Raw genomic sequence first — 13,575 nt, 5'->3', positions numbered from 1 at the left:
TTAAATGGCCGAAAATATTAATAATAAAATTGATCCAGAGATGCCGGCTATTCGAATTCCATTGGATCCAGAAATTAATGAATTGGTTGATGTTTTTCGGGAGAAGAAAATACTTTTTGAACTTTTCAGTAAGCAAGTTCTCAATGATTTTTTATCGAGTCCAGAATTAAATACTGGTGTGCCATCTGTAATTCATTCTGTTCGTAGTAGAATTAAAGATGAACGACATATGTACGAAAAAATAGTCAGAAAGAGAAATGATGGTAGGGTGATAACGCGAGAGAATATACTTACGGAAATTACGGACTTTGCTGGACTTAGAATATTACATTTGCATCAAAATCAATTTTCTTCAATTTATAAATTTATTGATGAAAAGGTAAGGACTAAGAATTGGAAATTATTGGAAAAACCGGTTGCTTATACTTGGGATCCAGAGTCGGTAGATTATTTTAAGAATTTTAAAATAAAAACTTCTGTGAAGCCATCGTATTATACAAGTGTTCATTTTTTGATTGCGCCAGCCAATAGGCTGGATGGGACTTGTTGCGAGGTGCAAGTGCGGACATTGTTCGAGGAGGTTTGGGGGGAAATTGATCATTCAATAAATTACCCAAATAAAACGGATCAAACTGCAAATATAGAACAGCTAAGAGTTTTGTCGAAATTGGTTTCGACTGGGTCGAGATTGGCTGATTCTATATTTAAAATTCATGAGGAGAGAGGGGCTTAAAGCTCTCCCTGTCGTTCAAATCGAAAATTGCGTTATATATTTATGTGGCGGGACTTCTTGATTTTTAATTTGGAGGCCCTGCCTTGAATATTGTCCAAGGAAAATTAGAGTCTTTTCGCCGCCCCCCCCACACAATCGCCGCCGCCGATGGCACCAGCAAAAACTGCGCAATCAGCGTTCCCGCCAATCTGCTCTCCGCCAGCCACACCACCGCACCCTGGAATTGCGATTCTTCGATATTGCCTTCGATGACGTCTCGAGGTAGGACAAACCGCCCTTGAAGACGGCATGCAGCAGCAGTTTCGGTACCGATCTGTGTACCTGGAAATGTTCGACGGCGCGGCAGAAGGCGCGCTGGAAGGTGGGGATCAGTATCGCGCCGAGTATCGTTGCCAGGCTGGCGGAGAACAGCAGCCAGCGGAAGTCTACCAATAGCGTGCTGGCGGCCACGTGCTGGTCTATGCCCGTTTCCACGCGCTTGGCGAGAAATGGTCCCAGGAAGGAATTCGATGTGCGCGACAGCAGCATCAGGATGCTGAACAGGGCCAGGGACACGGCGATGCGCCGCGTGCGGATGCCGGCGATGCGCACGGAGTAGGCGAGGGTGCCGATGATGTGGATGATGAACGTCAGTGCGCAAATCAACAGCAATTGCTTGTCCATCACAACCTTGCAGTAAAGAAAATGTAATTCCATGCTGCCATGAAGTTACTTATTTTTCAACTGCAAATTATTTAACTTTGCGTGTGGCTCAATTGGTGTTGGATTGCAGTCGTTTTTCAGGGCAAGGCATGGCGATCGGCAAACGCGGCGCGCTCAGTTGCGTGCTTGTTGCTCGTCCCTTGCTTGTATTTCAAGCTTGCACCCTCAACTATCCCAGGTGGCGGCAAGACTTGCCGCTCGATATGCACCAACCAACCCGGAGGTACACCATGAGTTTCGATTCCTTTCTGTCCAAACTGAAGACCAAAGCCAGCGAACTGAAAACCGAAGCACTGAAGTACAAGAACAAGGATTTCCTGAACGCCGCGATGGCGGGCTCGGCCTTGATCGCCATGGCCGACGGCAGCGTCAGTGCGGAAGAGAAGCAGAAGATGGTGAAGTTTATTGAAAGCAATGACGCGCTGTCCGTGTTTACCACCACGGACGTGATCAAGGCTTTCCAGGAATATGTCGGCCAGCTGGAGTTCGACAAGGATATCGGCGAAGCCAAGGCGTATCAGGCGCTGGGCAAGATGAAGTCGAATGTGGAGGCGTCGCGCCTGCTGGTGCGCATGATCATCGCCGTCGCTTCATCGGACGGCAATTTCGACGCCAACGAGCAGCGCGTGGCCAGCAAGATCGCGCGCGAGCTGGGCTTGACTCCGGCGGAGTTCGAGTTGCAGTAAGCGCCAAGCCAGCCGGCCCCGGCTGGCTAGCTTAATCCTTGTCCCACCACGGCGGCGCGCTCTCCGACCTCGGGCATGCCATCTTCAATGGACTTATCTTGTAGCGGATCTCGATCACCTGCCCTTGGTGAAACGGACCGCGTATCCAGTCGCCGGAATTAAAGAGGTAGGACTTGCCATTGATGCAGCGTTCGGTCGGCAGGTCGCCGATGGGGCCGGTCGAACGCAGGGTGACGCGCACTTCGCCAGTGGCATCGAGCGGCGCGTCGGCGCTTGCATACAGTATATCGATGCCGACATCGCAGACAGTGGTGCTGCCTATCTTGCTGCAGTACTTGGTATACGTTTCCTGGCGCGCCATGACCATGTGATCTTCATGCCGCATCGGCTTGCCATCGTCAAAGGTAAAGCGCAGGATGACTTGCGTGGGCTCGCTGGCAGGATGGCGCGTGGTGCTGGTGCAGGCGGCGCTGACCAGGGCCAGCAAGGGCCAGGCCAGCAGGCGCAGGACGCGGCGCAGCAGCGCCGGGATCGGGTTGTTGCCGGATGGATGCTGCATGTAGCGTTGCCATTTATCTCATGAACGGGGCGCCGATCATAGCATGCGCCGACGGCGGTTCCGCTAGCATGCGCCGCGATTCAATTCCTGCAACACTTTCTTGCACAGCACACCATATCCCACGCCCGTGCCCCGTTTGTGCGCGGCCAGGTCGTAGCCGGCGCTGATGTCGTCCCACGCCACGCTGCCGGGCAGGGGGCGCAAGTCGTCGTCGAGGTCCATCTCGAAATGAATGAAGTGGCCATCGGCGCTCAGCAGCTTGCCGTACACGGCGGGCATGCCGGGGCAGGCCAGTTTCAGGTCGAGCATGAGGGCCGTGCCCAGCGCCACGCCATGGCTGGCGGCGCACTGGCGCAAGGCGTCGGGCAGGGGGCGGGCACGCCACCAGGCCGCCGTCTGCTTGATGGCGGCCTGGATCAGCGCGTTTTGCTGTTGCACAGAGTACTGTTTGCTCATGGCTGTCACCCATGCGGCTTGCCGCCCTAACGCGATGCCAGGCTCATGCTTTGCACATGGGCGGGCACGATCTCGCCGCTGGCCAGTTTTTCGGCCGGTACCCGCATCAGCACTTCACCGCCCACGCTGCCGTCGTCGCGCAAGTCGATGCGCATGGCCAGCTGCTGGTCGAGCGCCACGAAGCTGTCGCTGCCGGTGGCGATGATGCGGTGTTCTTCCTGGTTATCGATGCGCGCATACATCATGGCGCCGATGCTGCCCGCATTGCGCAGGTAGAGCACTTGTCCGTTCGACAATTCATAGCCGCCGCGGAACGGGGCAAAACTTTCCGCACTCATGAAATGTTTGTGTGCCGGCAATTCGATCGTGTGCAGGCGTCCGCCGGGAACGACGACGGTCTGGCTGTCAGGGAGCGTTTGTGCATTTGCCAGCAGGGCGCAGACGCCCAGGGTGCCGGCCAAGATCCATGTTTTCATTTCTTTACCCATCCTTGAACTGTGGTGCCGTCCCGCTGCCGGCGCGGCGATGTTGATGTGGGTGACAGGGAAACCGCACCGGCTGGTCCGCAAGCGCTGCTGTCACACTGGCAAGGCGCGGGCTGCCGGTCTTGCCAGTGTAGGCAGGCAACATGCGCCGCGCATCATCCGATCGGATGACACGGCCTCATGCATCGAGTACGGCCAGGTGCGCCGTGGCACCGTGGATCAGGGCGATCAGCTCGCCCTGGCGCCGGGTATCCGTCTTTAAATAGGTGTGGTGCAGATGCGTCTTGACGGTGTTGACGCTGATGCCGCCCTGCGCGGCGATTTCCTCGATGGTGGCCCCCTGCGCCAGCGCCTTGCCCACTTGCGCTTCGGCTTGCGTCAAGTCAAACAGTTGGCGCAAGGCAGGGACGGAGGTGCACGTTTTCGTGGGGTCGCGCGCGATCAGCAGGGCGCAGGTGGGCTGGCAATCGGCAAGCGGGGTGACGGTCAGGGCCAGCGGCGCTTGCTGCTTGCGCGGCAGGCGCAGCGACTGGCATTGCGTAGCGCCACCGGCGCTGGCGATCACCAGGCGCACGGCGCGCACCAGCGCGGGCGGGGCCGCGTGTTCCAGTTGCGCCGCATGCAGGGCGTGTCCGGCGGGGGTGGCGAAACGCAAGGCGAGGTTGCCATCGAGCACCAGCACAGCCGCGCCCATGGCGTCGAGCGCCGCCAGCGCGCAGTGGCTGGCCAGTTGCGCCTCGCGCAGGCGTTGCTGCAGGCACAGCGCGCGTTGCAGATGCGGCAGGAGTTCCTGCCATTGCTGGCCGTTCAGTCCAGCGTTGTCGAGCTGCGGCCAGTCGCCCGTGCCGCAGGCCGAGTCGTACATGGCGCCGATCAGTTTGCCCACATCCGCGGTGACTGTCCCTGTGTGCATGCTTGCCCCCAATCCTGATTACATCAGTGTGCCGCAGGCGTGCAGGTGCGGAACTGGGTAAGGGCGGTGTTGCGCAGCGATCCGCCCCACCTTTGTGAGGAGGGGCGGGTCGCTGCCATCTGTCCTGGGCAACTATCAAGATAGTACATACGCGGCGCCACCGCAATGCGGCGCCGCCGATGCAATCGTGCTCCTGGATAAAAAATTCCCCGATACAATAAAAAATTGTCAAAAATATAAATTCCAGGCATGGGGGGGAGTCGCATGCCATTCACTTAGCGAAAGTTCTTATGCAACCAAGCAAGCCTTACCCGACGACGTTCCCGGCGCTGGCCCTGTGCGCGGCGCTGGCGTTTATTGGTGGCAACCCCATGGCGCAGGCTGCCGACAAGGCGCCTCCGCCCGCCTCCAGCGGTGCGCGGCAGGTCAAGGTCAAGCCTGCCGATACCGCCAACCTGGTCAGCCATCTGCGGCGCGTGATCACGGATGAAACGAATGACACGCCGCCGCGCGTGCTCAATGCTTTTGTTGCCAAATACCAGCAGCGCGCGCTCGATGCGGGAATCGATGACCTCGACCGGCAGACACAATATGTGCTGCTGGCGCTCTACACGTCGGGTAAGGCGATGGAACAGCCGCAGTTCGTGACCCTGATGAAAAATCCGCCCGCTTCGCTGGACGCCTTTTACGACGCTCTGCACGCCTTGCCGAATACCGTCTGGGAGGCGGGAACGCCGTTGTGGGATGCGCAGGCGGCAAAATAGGCAATCGTCGAGGCGTGATAACAATGCAGAATTGACGTGTCATTCATACGCGATTGCCGAGGGTATCCCATGGTCAAGAATTTTCTTTCGATGAAAGCGCTGCTGATCGGCTTCCTGTGGCTGTTTACGGCCTTGCCGCATGCCGCGCAGGGCAAGGAAAGCCGGGAGCTGACGGTGAATTTGAGCGGCTACAACCATACCGATCACGGAGTGGGAAGCTATGAGGTGACCTTGCAGAACGGCGCCACAGCGGGGGCGGGCTATCTGGACGCGGGCCAGGGCGGCGGCGGATTGACGTGCTGCCTGTCCATTCCCCGCGTGTGGCAAGCGGGAATGACGGCAAATATCGTCATGCATACCATCAAGAATGGCAAGGATATCCGCGTGGAACAAACCGTGCCGGTGCCGAAGTATGCTCCCGCCGATGCTGGCCGGTTCGTCGTGCATTTTCTGCGCAACGGCAAATACAAGGTGTTTGTCACCCGATACCTGCTCGGCCATCGGAAATACCCGCTTTCCGGGAAAGAGGCGCAATTGGAGCGCGGCGTTCCCATTGAGATTATCTGGGAGTGAAGACGCTGTGTGGCAGAGGTTGCATGCACATGAAATTCCCTGTCATAACTGGCTGGACTGAGGGCTAAATGATATTTTTCTTGAAAAGTAAATATGCCGCCTGCTTCGTGTGCATGGTCTTGTCGCTTTTGAATGCCGGCTGTGCGAGGAGTGAACGACAAATCGCCGTGAGCCTGACGGCCTACAACCATGGCGAGCATGGCGTCGGCAGTTATATGGTGACACTGGCCGATGGTTCGTCGGCGGAGGCCGGTTATCTTGCTCCTGGCGAGGGTGGCGGAGGAGACACTTGCTGCCTTTCGATACCGGCGGCATGGAAGCCGGGGATGCAGGCGACCGTTGTCATGTATACGGTAAAAAACGGCAAGGATATCCGCGTGGAGCAAACCGTGCCGGTGCCGAAGTATGCTCCCGCCGATGCTGGCCGGTTCGTCGTGCATTTTCTTCACGATGGCAGCTATAAAGTCTTCGTGAGCAAATACTCGCTGGGGCATCGAAAATATCCGCTTTCCGGCAAGGAGGCGGAGCTGGAGCCAGGCGTGCCCTTGGAAATCATCTGGGAATAGTGCTGCTAACTTGCGGCTGTACGTCGCGCACCGTCGGCTGTCAGGCTTTGCAGCAGCATGCGCGATTTCGCGTCCGTGACGCAGACATCCTCTATCCTCGCGAGCAACTCGCCTGGATCAAATTTTTTGATTAATTTGCAATAATCTTCTGTTTCTCGCGGACAGAATTCGAGTTCCAGCAACGCGACGGTTTTCGCTGTCAAACCACGCCGTTGCATCTCGGACAGGAGATCCGCACGTTGCCTTAACGCCCTGGCGAAACCGCTCTTGATGAGCTTGCCAAAGGGCATGCCAGGGTCTTTTGTCAATATCAGGAAGGCGACGCGCACGGCAGTGGCGTTGCCGTTGCGGATGTCCAGCGCCACCTGCCTGCACACCTGCGACAGCCGCAACCCTGGATGCGCGATTGGCGGCCCAGCATCGTACGGGTCCAGTTTTTCTCCCAGGAATTCTTCCAGCGCTTCCAGGCTGGCGATCGGTATCATCATCAAGTTTGCTTATATGGCCGTTGCCGGGCGACCTGAATGGCGCAGTGTACGAGGTTGTTGCTTTCAGAGCAAGTTCGCCGGGCGCGCGTTGGGGGAGGGATGAAAAAATCCCTGAAAATTAGCACTTTGATAGCGCATGGCGCAATCCCAAGCAATCGGACGCATGGAAAACATATCCATAGGGTAAGCTTCGGGGCTAGGCTATTTCGCAACTCTATCAAAATTACATGACTTCCATAATGATCCCCGACGTCGCCCTGGTCGACAATACCGAACAACGCACGCCGCTGGTGCTCGTGCTGGACTGCTCCGGCAGCATGGATGGCGAACCCGTCTCGCTGCTGAACGAAGGCCTGGCCTTGCTGGAACAGGAACTCAAATCCGACGTGATCGCCGCCAAGCGCGTGCGCATCCTGGTGATTCAATATGGCGCCCACGACGAAGCGGCCGTCGCCAGCAACTGGTGCGACGCCATGGATTTCACGGCGCCTCGTCTTGAAGCGAACGGCACCACGCCGACCGGCGCGGCCGTGGAACTGGCGCTGGCGGAAATCGAGCAGGAAAAGCAGCGTTTCCGCCAGGCGGGCGTGGCGTACACGCGGCCGTGGCTGTTTTTGATGTCGGACGGCGAACCGACGGACCGCTGGCAGCATGGCGCCGAACAGGCGCGCGCGGCCGAGCAGGCGAATAAAGTGGCGATCTTCCCCATCGCCGTGGGCGACCATGCGAATATCGATTCCCTGGGCGAATTCTCCAGCCGTGGCGAGCGGGGCGTGAAGCAGTTGAAAGGCTTGCAGTTCCGCGAACTGTTCCTGTGGCTGAGCGCCAGCATGCAAGTGGTGTCGCAATCGCGTCCCGGTGCGCAGGCCCAGCTGGCCTCGACGGACGGCTGGTCGGTCGTGAATACGTGAAAGCCCGCTGATCCATGACTGCAGTACAGACTATCTGGCGCGTGTTCGGCGCCTCCGTCACGGGCAAGGCGCACCTGGATAAAAACATCGCTTGCCAGGATGCGCATGCGCACGCCGTCGTGAATGACGTGCTGGTCGCCATCGTCTGCGATGGCGCCGGTTCGGCCAGGCTCAGCGAGCAGGGCGCGCAGTTTGTTGCAACGCAAACCGTGCAGGCGCTGGCCGGACGGCTGGAGCAGGGCGCCACCGTGCAGGATTTGCATGACGGCGCGCTGGCTGGCACCCTGGCGCAGATCCGCGCCGCGCTGGACGACATCGCCCGCGCCGCCAATGCCACCCTCGACGACTACGCTGCCACCGTCGTCGGCGTGGTCATGGGGCAAGATGCTGGCGTCTTCTTCCACCTGGGCGACGGCCTGGGCGTGGCGCAACTGGGCGATGGCGGCGAACTCATCTCGTTGCCCGCCAACGGCGAATACGCCAACGAAACCTATTTTCTGTCGGGTGAGCGCTGGCGCGAACAGCTGCGCCTGTTGCCGATTCCCCAGTCCGCGCGCGGCGTGGTGCTGATGTCGGACGGCTGCATGCCCTTTGCCATGAGCAAGAACAATGGGGGCTTGTACGCGCCGTTCATGGATGCCGTGCAAGGCTATCTGCGCACGGTCGCAAGTATCGAACTGGGCAATGCGGCGCTGGCGTCCACCCTGGCCGACCCGCGCACGCACCAGATCACGGGCGACGACAAGACCCTGCTGCTGGCCTTGCGCGCATGAGCCGGAAGCAAGGCGTGACACCCGGCCTGAGTCCGGGTGGAAAAATTTGGCTGGATAAAGTCCGCAGTTTGATCCTGGGCAAACTCGTCAAGAGCGGCGGCGCGGGCAGCGTGTACCTGCTGCCCGGCGCACCCGCGCAGGTTGCCAAGCTGTACCACCCGCACCTGGACCGGGCCGCCAACCGGCGCAAGCTCGAAGCGATGCTGGAATTGTCGCCCGAGCTGCCCGATCAAGTGGAAAACGGCAAGCGCTACGTCCAGATCGCCTGGCCGCAAGCGGCCGTGTTCGATGGACAGGGCGGCTTTGCCGGTTTCGTCATGCCCTTGCTGGACATGGCGCAGACGGCCGAGCTGGAACAGATCATGCAGGAGCGCCAGGCGCGCGCGGCAGGATTGCCCACGGGACTCGGTCCCAAGCTGACCCTGGCCGCCAACCTGGCCGCCGTCATCGATGCGCTGCACCAGCAGCAGCATTACGTGGTCGATCTGAAACCCGTGAATTTGCGCTTCTACCGCGATTCGCTGTACATCGCCATGCTCGATTGCGACGGTTTCAGCATCCAGGGCCATGCGGAGCGATTTCCTGCCGAGCAATTCACTGCCGACTACCTGGCGCCGGAATTCCAGCGCAAGGGCATGCCGGCGGGCACGGAAATGGCGCAAGACCGCTTCGCCCTGGCCGTCATCATCTTCCAGTTGCTCAACTTCGGCATCCACCCGTACAGCGGGCGGCCCGGCAATGCGCAAGTGGCGACCGATATTCCCGGGCGCATCCGCGACGGTTGCTATGCGTATGGGGTGAAGCGCCACAAGCAGCTGGCGCCGAACGCCACCAGCGGCCATGCGCTGATGCCGCCCGAATTGCGCGCCATGTTCGACCGCGCGTTTTCCCAGTCGCCAACACCCCAGCGGCCCGCGGCGGCCGACTGGGCGCAGTTGCTGCGCGGCTATGCTCAGCGCAGCGGCGGCAAGCTCGTCGTGTGTGCCGCGCATCCCGAACACCAGCATTTTGCAGGCCTGGGCTGCGCCGCGTGCGCGCGCGACAAGGTCATCGGTGCGGCCGCGCAAGCGTCCGTGCAGGCGCAGCAGATGCAACTGCAACAGCCGCCGCCGCAGCGCAGCGCGCGCCGCACGGCGCCGGGGCAGGCGCCCGTCGCCATTCCCGCTGCGAATTGGGCTGGCAATGTGGCCGGCAATGCAGCGGGCAACGCGGGCGGCGGCATCACGGGCAAGGGCTGGGCCGTGGTGGTGCTCTTGATCGTGCTGTTCCTGATCGGCTTTACGGCCTGGACCTCGTCGTCCGATGAAGTCAAGGACAAGGCCAACTTGCAGGCGCAAGCCGACCAGGCGGCTGGCCTGGAAGTATTTCGCTGGCGCCCGCGCAAGGCGGCAGGTTTCCAGCCGTCCGATGCGCGCAAGGCCGTGCGCAGCCTGTCGCAAGCCGTCACCAAGGGCGACGATGACGCCGTCACGCGCGGCTTGCAACTGCTGTACCGGGCCGGCGAAGAAAAGCAGTCCGGCTACGGCGGCGACCGCACGCAGGCGCAGCTGCGCGCCTCGTTGCTGGAAGGCCTGGGCTGGGTGCCCGGCTATCAGCCGGCGCTGGTCGCCAGTTATCTTGATCTGCTGCAAGCGAACCCGCGCGACCATCTGGTGGCGGCGGCCATGGGCCGCATGCACCTGAGCGTGAACGAACCGCAGGCGGCGCGCCAGTACTTCGAGCAAGCCGTGTGGGCGCGGCCGACCGATGGCACGGCCTGGCTGGGCATCGCGGCTGCTGCACAGCTGCGCGGCGGCGACGAGCGCGATGCCGTCAATCTGGTGGCGCTGGCGCGGCTGACGGCTTACCGTTATGCCGTGCAGAACGCCTTGCCGGCCGACCCGGGCGAGCCGGCCGACAATGGCGTCGCGCGCACCATGCAGCGCATGGACCTGACCGCCAGGGTGTTGCGCCTGGCCCAACCGGGCGCCTACCAGAAGCGCTGGGACAAGACGCTGGCCGATGGCGCGCTGCTGGCGCAAAAACTCCAGGCCATGCCGCCCCTGCGGGACCAGGTTGGCGGCGTGCAGCGCGAGACGATGACGACGGTCGATTACGGCGTGCTCGATGCAAAGCACGCGACGGGCGAAAACCGCTTGATCCTGTCGATTGCCGCCGACGGCAGCCTGACGCTTGCGACAGCGGAATTGCCGATGGAGCCCATGCTCAACAAGGCGCTGCTTGATAGCGTGCAGCGCTGGACCTATCTGCCGGCCGTGCAGCACGGTCAATTGATGGATGCCAAGGTGGTGGTGCTGGTGCGTTACCGCGATGGCCGGGTCAGCTTCGTGCCGGGCGGTGTCGCCGTCACGGCGGAAAATTAAAGGAATAGCATGAAAATCAAGACGATATGCGCCGTGCTGGGCGCTTCCTTGCTGTATTCAGCCATGGCGCAGGCGGAAATCGTGCAGCGCCTGGTGGTGACGGCGATGGCCAGCGAGCCGGATAGCGAAGGCGGCGATGTGTTCACTATTGCCGGCACGACGGCCTGCGGCGGCAAGCAGATACGCATGGATGCGCGCTCGGTGAACCTCGACGAGGCGCCGTACGAGGCGCTGAAAGTCCAGCTTGCTGAACGCATGCGCGCCAGGACGCCCATGCTCGTCACCGTGAAAAAATGCCCGGAGGATGCGAGCGTGCCCATTGTGCGCCAGATCGCCGCCTGCACGCCAGCCGCCTGCGCCGATGGCCGGGCGCGACTGTACCTGCACGAGCGTTTCTATCCCGTCGAGCAGGAAAACGCGCCGAACGTGCTGCTGTTGCCCTTGCCGAAAGGCAAGCTGCCGGGCACGTGGAAGGTGGAGATTGTCAGCGTGGCGGGCGGCAAGCTGCGCCTGTCGGGCCAGGTCAACCGCGCCGACTATGCGCAGGGCGAGCTGGTGGGCGGCTATGTCACGTATTACCCGGATGGAAAGATCGAGAAACAGGTGGCGCAGGATGGGCAGGGACGGCAGGATGGCGTCACCAGCCTGTATCGTGCGGATGGCAGCCTGGAATCGCGTGGCAACTGGCGCCATGGTTTGCCGGAGGGCACGCACCAGCAATATCACGCCACGGGCCAGCTGCGCGAGGCCAGCGTGTACCGCAAGGGACAGCGCGTGGACGGCCCCGTGCAGACGTTTGACGCGAATGGCAAGCTGAGCACCAGTTACGTGCTGCGCGATGGCCGCATGGAAGGCGAACTGCTCTCGTATTTCCCGGATGGAAAAGTAGCCGGCCGCACGCAAGTGAGCAAGGGCAAGTTCAATGGCCGCAGCGCGGAATACTATCCCGATGGCGCCGTGCGCGCCACCATGACGCAGGTCAACGATTTGCCCGTAGGGGAGGCGCTGGAGTTCTATCCCGACGGCAAGGTGCAATCCCGCCAGCAATATGGCGACGAAGGCGGACTGCTGAGCGTCCGGCGCTACAGCCCCCAGGGCGTGCTGGTGCTGGAAAGACGGTGGGATGCGCAATTGCGCGAGCAGGGCACGTCGCGCTCGTGGTATGAAAATGGCAAGCCCGAGCAAGCCATCGAGTACGTAAACGACCGGCGCGACGGCTGGAGCCGCAACTGGCGCGAGGACGGCAGCCTGAAGAATGAATGCCAGTATGTGGCCGGCAAGGCCCAGGGCGCATGCGGGGAAGCGCCGCCGGCGCCGGAACTGCAGCGCAAGGAGCAGGCATGGCGCGCACTTTGAAACATTTGTTTGGCGCCATGCTGCTGTTGCCGGCGCTGGTCCACGCGGAAATCGTGCAGCGGCAAGTGGTCACGGCGATCACGGCCGCACCCGGCGGCGGCGATATCCTGACCGTGGACGAGGACACGGGCTGCGGGGGCAGGCAGCTGCGCATGGAGGAAGGGGAGCTGGCAAAGGGGGATGCGTATGCGGCGTTGAGGGCCACGCTGGCCAGGCGTATCCGCGACAAGACGCCGATGCTCGTCACATTGGCCCGGTGCCCGGTGGTGGGCGCGACGGGCGACGCGGCCCTTCCGCTGGTGCGCAAGCTGGCGGCTTGCCAGCCCGGCGCTTGCGCCGACGGCAAGGCGCGCCTGTACCTGGATGAACATCTGGTCCCGCAAGAAAAACGGCTGGCACCTTATATGCTGGTGTTGCCCTTGCCGCCAGGAAAATTACCCGGTGCGTGGCAGGTGGAGATTGTTCACGCAGTGGATGAGAAGAAACCGCGCATGTCGGCCCAGTTCGATGCCGCCGATTTTGTGTCGGGCAAGCCGGTGGGCGGCTATACCGCTTATTACGACGATGGCAAGATCGAAAAGCAGGTGGGACTGGATGCGCAGGGCCGCAAGGATGGCTTGAGCAGCAGCTTCTATCCCGATGGTCTCCCGGAAACACGCGGTGCATGGCGTCACGGTCTGCAAGAGGGCGTGCATGAAACGTTTCATGCTACAGGGAAGCTTTTGGAAGCGTTCACCTACCGCGACGGCATGCAGGTCGACGGGCCGTTCGAGGCGTTTGACGAGGATGGCAATCTGGTTGCGCGCCAAACCTTGCGGAACGGCAAGCTGGACGGTGAAATCATTACCTTTTTCCCTGATGGCAAGGTTGCCAGCCGAGCGCAGGCCGGCGATGGCATGCTCAACGGCCTGTGCGCCGAATACTATCCCGATGGCAGCGTACGCAGCACGGTCACGCGAGTCAATGATAAGGCCACCGGCGATGCTCTCGAATATCACCCGAATGGAAAACTGGCCAGCAAGCTCACATACGGCGATAACGGCAAGCGGCGCAGCGCCCGCAGCTTCAATGAGCAGGGCGTGCTGATCCTTGAAGAAGCGTGGGATCCACAGGAGCGCCTGCAGGGGACGATCCGCGCATGGCATGACGATGGCAGCGTGAAAAGCGAATGCCTGTACGTGGCCGGCAAGGCCCAGGGCGAATGCGGAGTGGCGCAGCCATCTCCGGAAACATTATGAAAGGAGCAA

The 13,575-nt window shown here is 60.9% G+C and carries 17 protein-coding genes; 10 read left to right on the top strand and 7 right to left on the bottom strand.

From position 1 onward, the window contains the following. Window positions 1-4 precede the first annotated feature (4 nt). Complete coding sequence (locus CLU94_RS00245; RefSeq protein WP_257218612.1) at window positions 5-733, top strand: RelA/SpoT domain-containing protein; 729 nt, start codon at window positions 5-7, stop codon at window positions 731-733. 64 nt (window positions 734-797) lie between these two features. On the opposite strand, the gene CLU94_RS28890 is transcribed toward CLU94_RS00245, so the two are convergent. Then, window positions 798-941, bottom strand: a complete 144-nt coding sequence (locus CLU94_RS28890; RefSeq protein WP_257218611.1) for a lipid II flippase Amj family protein — start codon at window positions 939-941, stop codon at window positions 798-800. Further along, window positions 905-1,396: a lipid II flippase Amj family protein gene (locus CLU94_RS00240; protein ID WP_257218610.1), complete on the bottom strand. Its 492-nt coding sequence runs from the start codon at window positions 1,394-1,396 to the stop codon at window positions 905-907. The genes CLU94_RS28890 and CLU94_RS00240 overlap by 37 nt, the downstream gene beginning before the upstream one ends. A 269-nt stretch (window positions 1,397-1,665) precedes the next feature. Between CLU94_RS00240 and CLU94_RS00235 the strand changes: the two genes are divergently transcribed. Continuing rightward, window positions 1,666-2,121: a tellurite resistance TerB family protein gene (locus CLU94_RS00235; protein WP_099664126.1), complete on the top strand. Its 456-nt coding sequence runs from the start codon at window positions 1,666-1,668 to the stop codon at window positions 2,119-2,121. A gap of 31 nt (window positions 2,122-2,152) precedes the next feature. Here the strand turns inward: CLU94_RS00235 and CLU94_RS00230 are convergent, their stop codons facing one another. The 4 genes from CLU94_RS00230 to CLU94_RS00215 form a co-directional block, all read right to left on the bottom strand. After that, window positions 2,153-2,680 carry a hypothetical protein gene (locus tag CLU94_RS00230; RefSeq protein ID WP_099664125.1) on the bottom strand — a complete coding sequence of 176 codons (528 nt, stop codon included), beginning with the start codon at window positions 2,678-2,680 and terminating at the stop codon, window positions 2,153-2,155. Window positions 2,681-2,743: 63 nt separating this feature from the next. Next, the gene (locus tag CLU94_RS00225; protein WP_099664124.1) at window positions 2,744-3,136 is read right to left on the bottom strand and encodes a hypothetical protein; all 393 of its coding nucleotides are present in this window, start codon (window positions 3,134-3,136) and stop codon (window positions 2,744-2,746) included. A gap of 26 nt (window positions 3,137-3,162) precedes the next feature. Continuing rightward, the gene (locus CLU94_RS00220) at window positions 3,163-3,612 is read right to left on the bottom strand and encodes a hypothetical protein (RefSeq protein ID WP_143451315.1); all 450 of its coding nucleotides are present in this window, start codon (window positions 3,610-3,612) and stop codon (window positions 3,163-3,165) included. 187 nt (window positions 3,613-3,799) lie between these two features. After that, entirely contained in the window at window positions 3,800-4,534 is a 735-nt protein-coding gene (locus tag CLU94_RS00215) for a helix-turn-helix transcriptional regulator (RefSeq protein ID WP_099664122.1), read from the bottom strand. 290 nt (window positions 4,535-4,824) lie between these two features. Here CLU94_RS00215 and CLU94_RS00210 point away from each other — a divergent pair, with 290 nt between their 5' ends. The 3 genes from CLU94_RS00210 to CLU94_RS00200 all read left to right on the top strand — a co-directional run bounded on the left by CLU94_RS00210 (window position 4,825) and on the right by CLU94_RS00200 (window position 6,437). Then, window positions 4,825-5,298 (top strand): hypothetical protein, encoded by a 474-nt coding sequence (locus tag CLU94_RS00210; RefSeq protein WP_099664121.1) that lies wholly within the window; start codon window positions 4,825-4,827, stop codon window positions 5,296-5,298. Between the two features lie 69 nt (window positions 5,299-5,367). Then, window positions 5,368-5,871, top strand: a complete 504-nt coding sequence (locus CLU94_RS00205) for a DUF3304 domain-containing protein (protein ID WP_099664120.1) — start codon at window positions 5,368-5,370, stop codon at window positions 5,869-5,871. Between the two features lie 68 nt (window positions 5,872-5,939). Continuing rightward, window positions 5,940-6,437, top strand: coding sequence for a DUF3304 domain-containing protein (locus tag CLU94_RS00200; RefSeq protein WP_099664119.1), 498 nt, complete (start codon window positions 5,940-5,942; stop codon window positions 6,435-6,437). 5 nt (window positions 6,438-6,442) lie between these two features. Here CLU94_RS00200 and CLU94_RS00195 read toward each other — a convergent pair whose 3' ends face one another. After that, entirely contained in the window at window positions 6,443-6,925 is a 483-nt protein-coding gene (locus CLU94_RS00195; protein ID WP_099664118.1) for a hypothetical protein, read from the bottom strand. 227 nt (window positions 6,926-7,152) lie between these two features. Between CLU94_RS00195 and CLU94_RS00190 the strand changes: the two genes are divergently transcribed. The 5 genes from CLU94_RS00190 to CLU94_RS00170 are packed head-to-tail and all read left to right on the top strand — an operon-like array spanning window position 7,153 to window position 13,566. After that, entirely contained in the window at window positions 7,153-7,836 is a 684-nt protein-coding gene (locus tag CLU94_RS00190) for a vWA domain-containing protein (RefSeq protein ID WP_099664117.1), read from the top strand. A gap of 14 nt (window positions 7,837-7,850) precedes the next feature. Then, the gene (locus CLU94_RS00185; protein ID WP_099664116.1) at window positions 7,851-8,609 is read left to right on the top strand and encodes a PP2C family serine/threonine-protein phosphatase; all 759 of its coding nucleotides are present in this window, start codon (window positions 7,851-7,853) and stop codon (window positions 8,607-8,609) included. Further along, on the top strand, window positions 8,606-10,972 hold the full coding sequence (locus CLU94_RS00180; RefSeq protein ID WP_143451314.1) for a hypothetical protein: 2,367 nt from the start codon (window positions 8,606-8,608) through the stop codon (window positions 10,970-10,972). Before CLU94_RS00185 ends, CLU94_RS00180 begins: the two co-directional genes overlap by 4 nt. Before the next feature lie 9 nt (window positions 10,973-10,981). Continuing rightward, on the top strand, window positions 10,982-12,328 hold the full coding sequence (locus tag CLU94_RS00175; protein WP_099664114.1) for a toxin-antitoxin system YwqK family antitoxin: 1,347 nt from the start codon (window positions 10,982-10,984) through the stop codon (window positions 12,326-12,328). Then, window positions 12,313-13,566 (top strand): toxin-antitoxin system YwqK family antitoxin, encoded by a 1,254-nt coding sequence (locus CLU94_RS00170; protein ID WP_099664113.1) that lies wholly within the window; start codon window positions 12,313-12,315, stop codon window positions 13,564-13,566. Before CLU94_RS00175 ends, CLU94_RS00170 begins: the two co-directional genes overlap by 16 nt. Window positions 13,567-13,575: the final 9 nt, after the last annotated feature.

Origin of the sequence: Janthinobacterium sp. 13, from assembly GCF_002749695.1 — a bacterium.
Classification (GTDB): domain Bacteria; phylum Pseudomonadota; class Gammaproteobacteria; order Burkholderiales; family Burkholderiaceae_D; genus Janthinobacterium; species Janthinobacterium kumbetense.
This window is presented reverse-complemented; position numbering and strand designations above follow the sequence as displayed.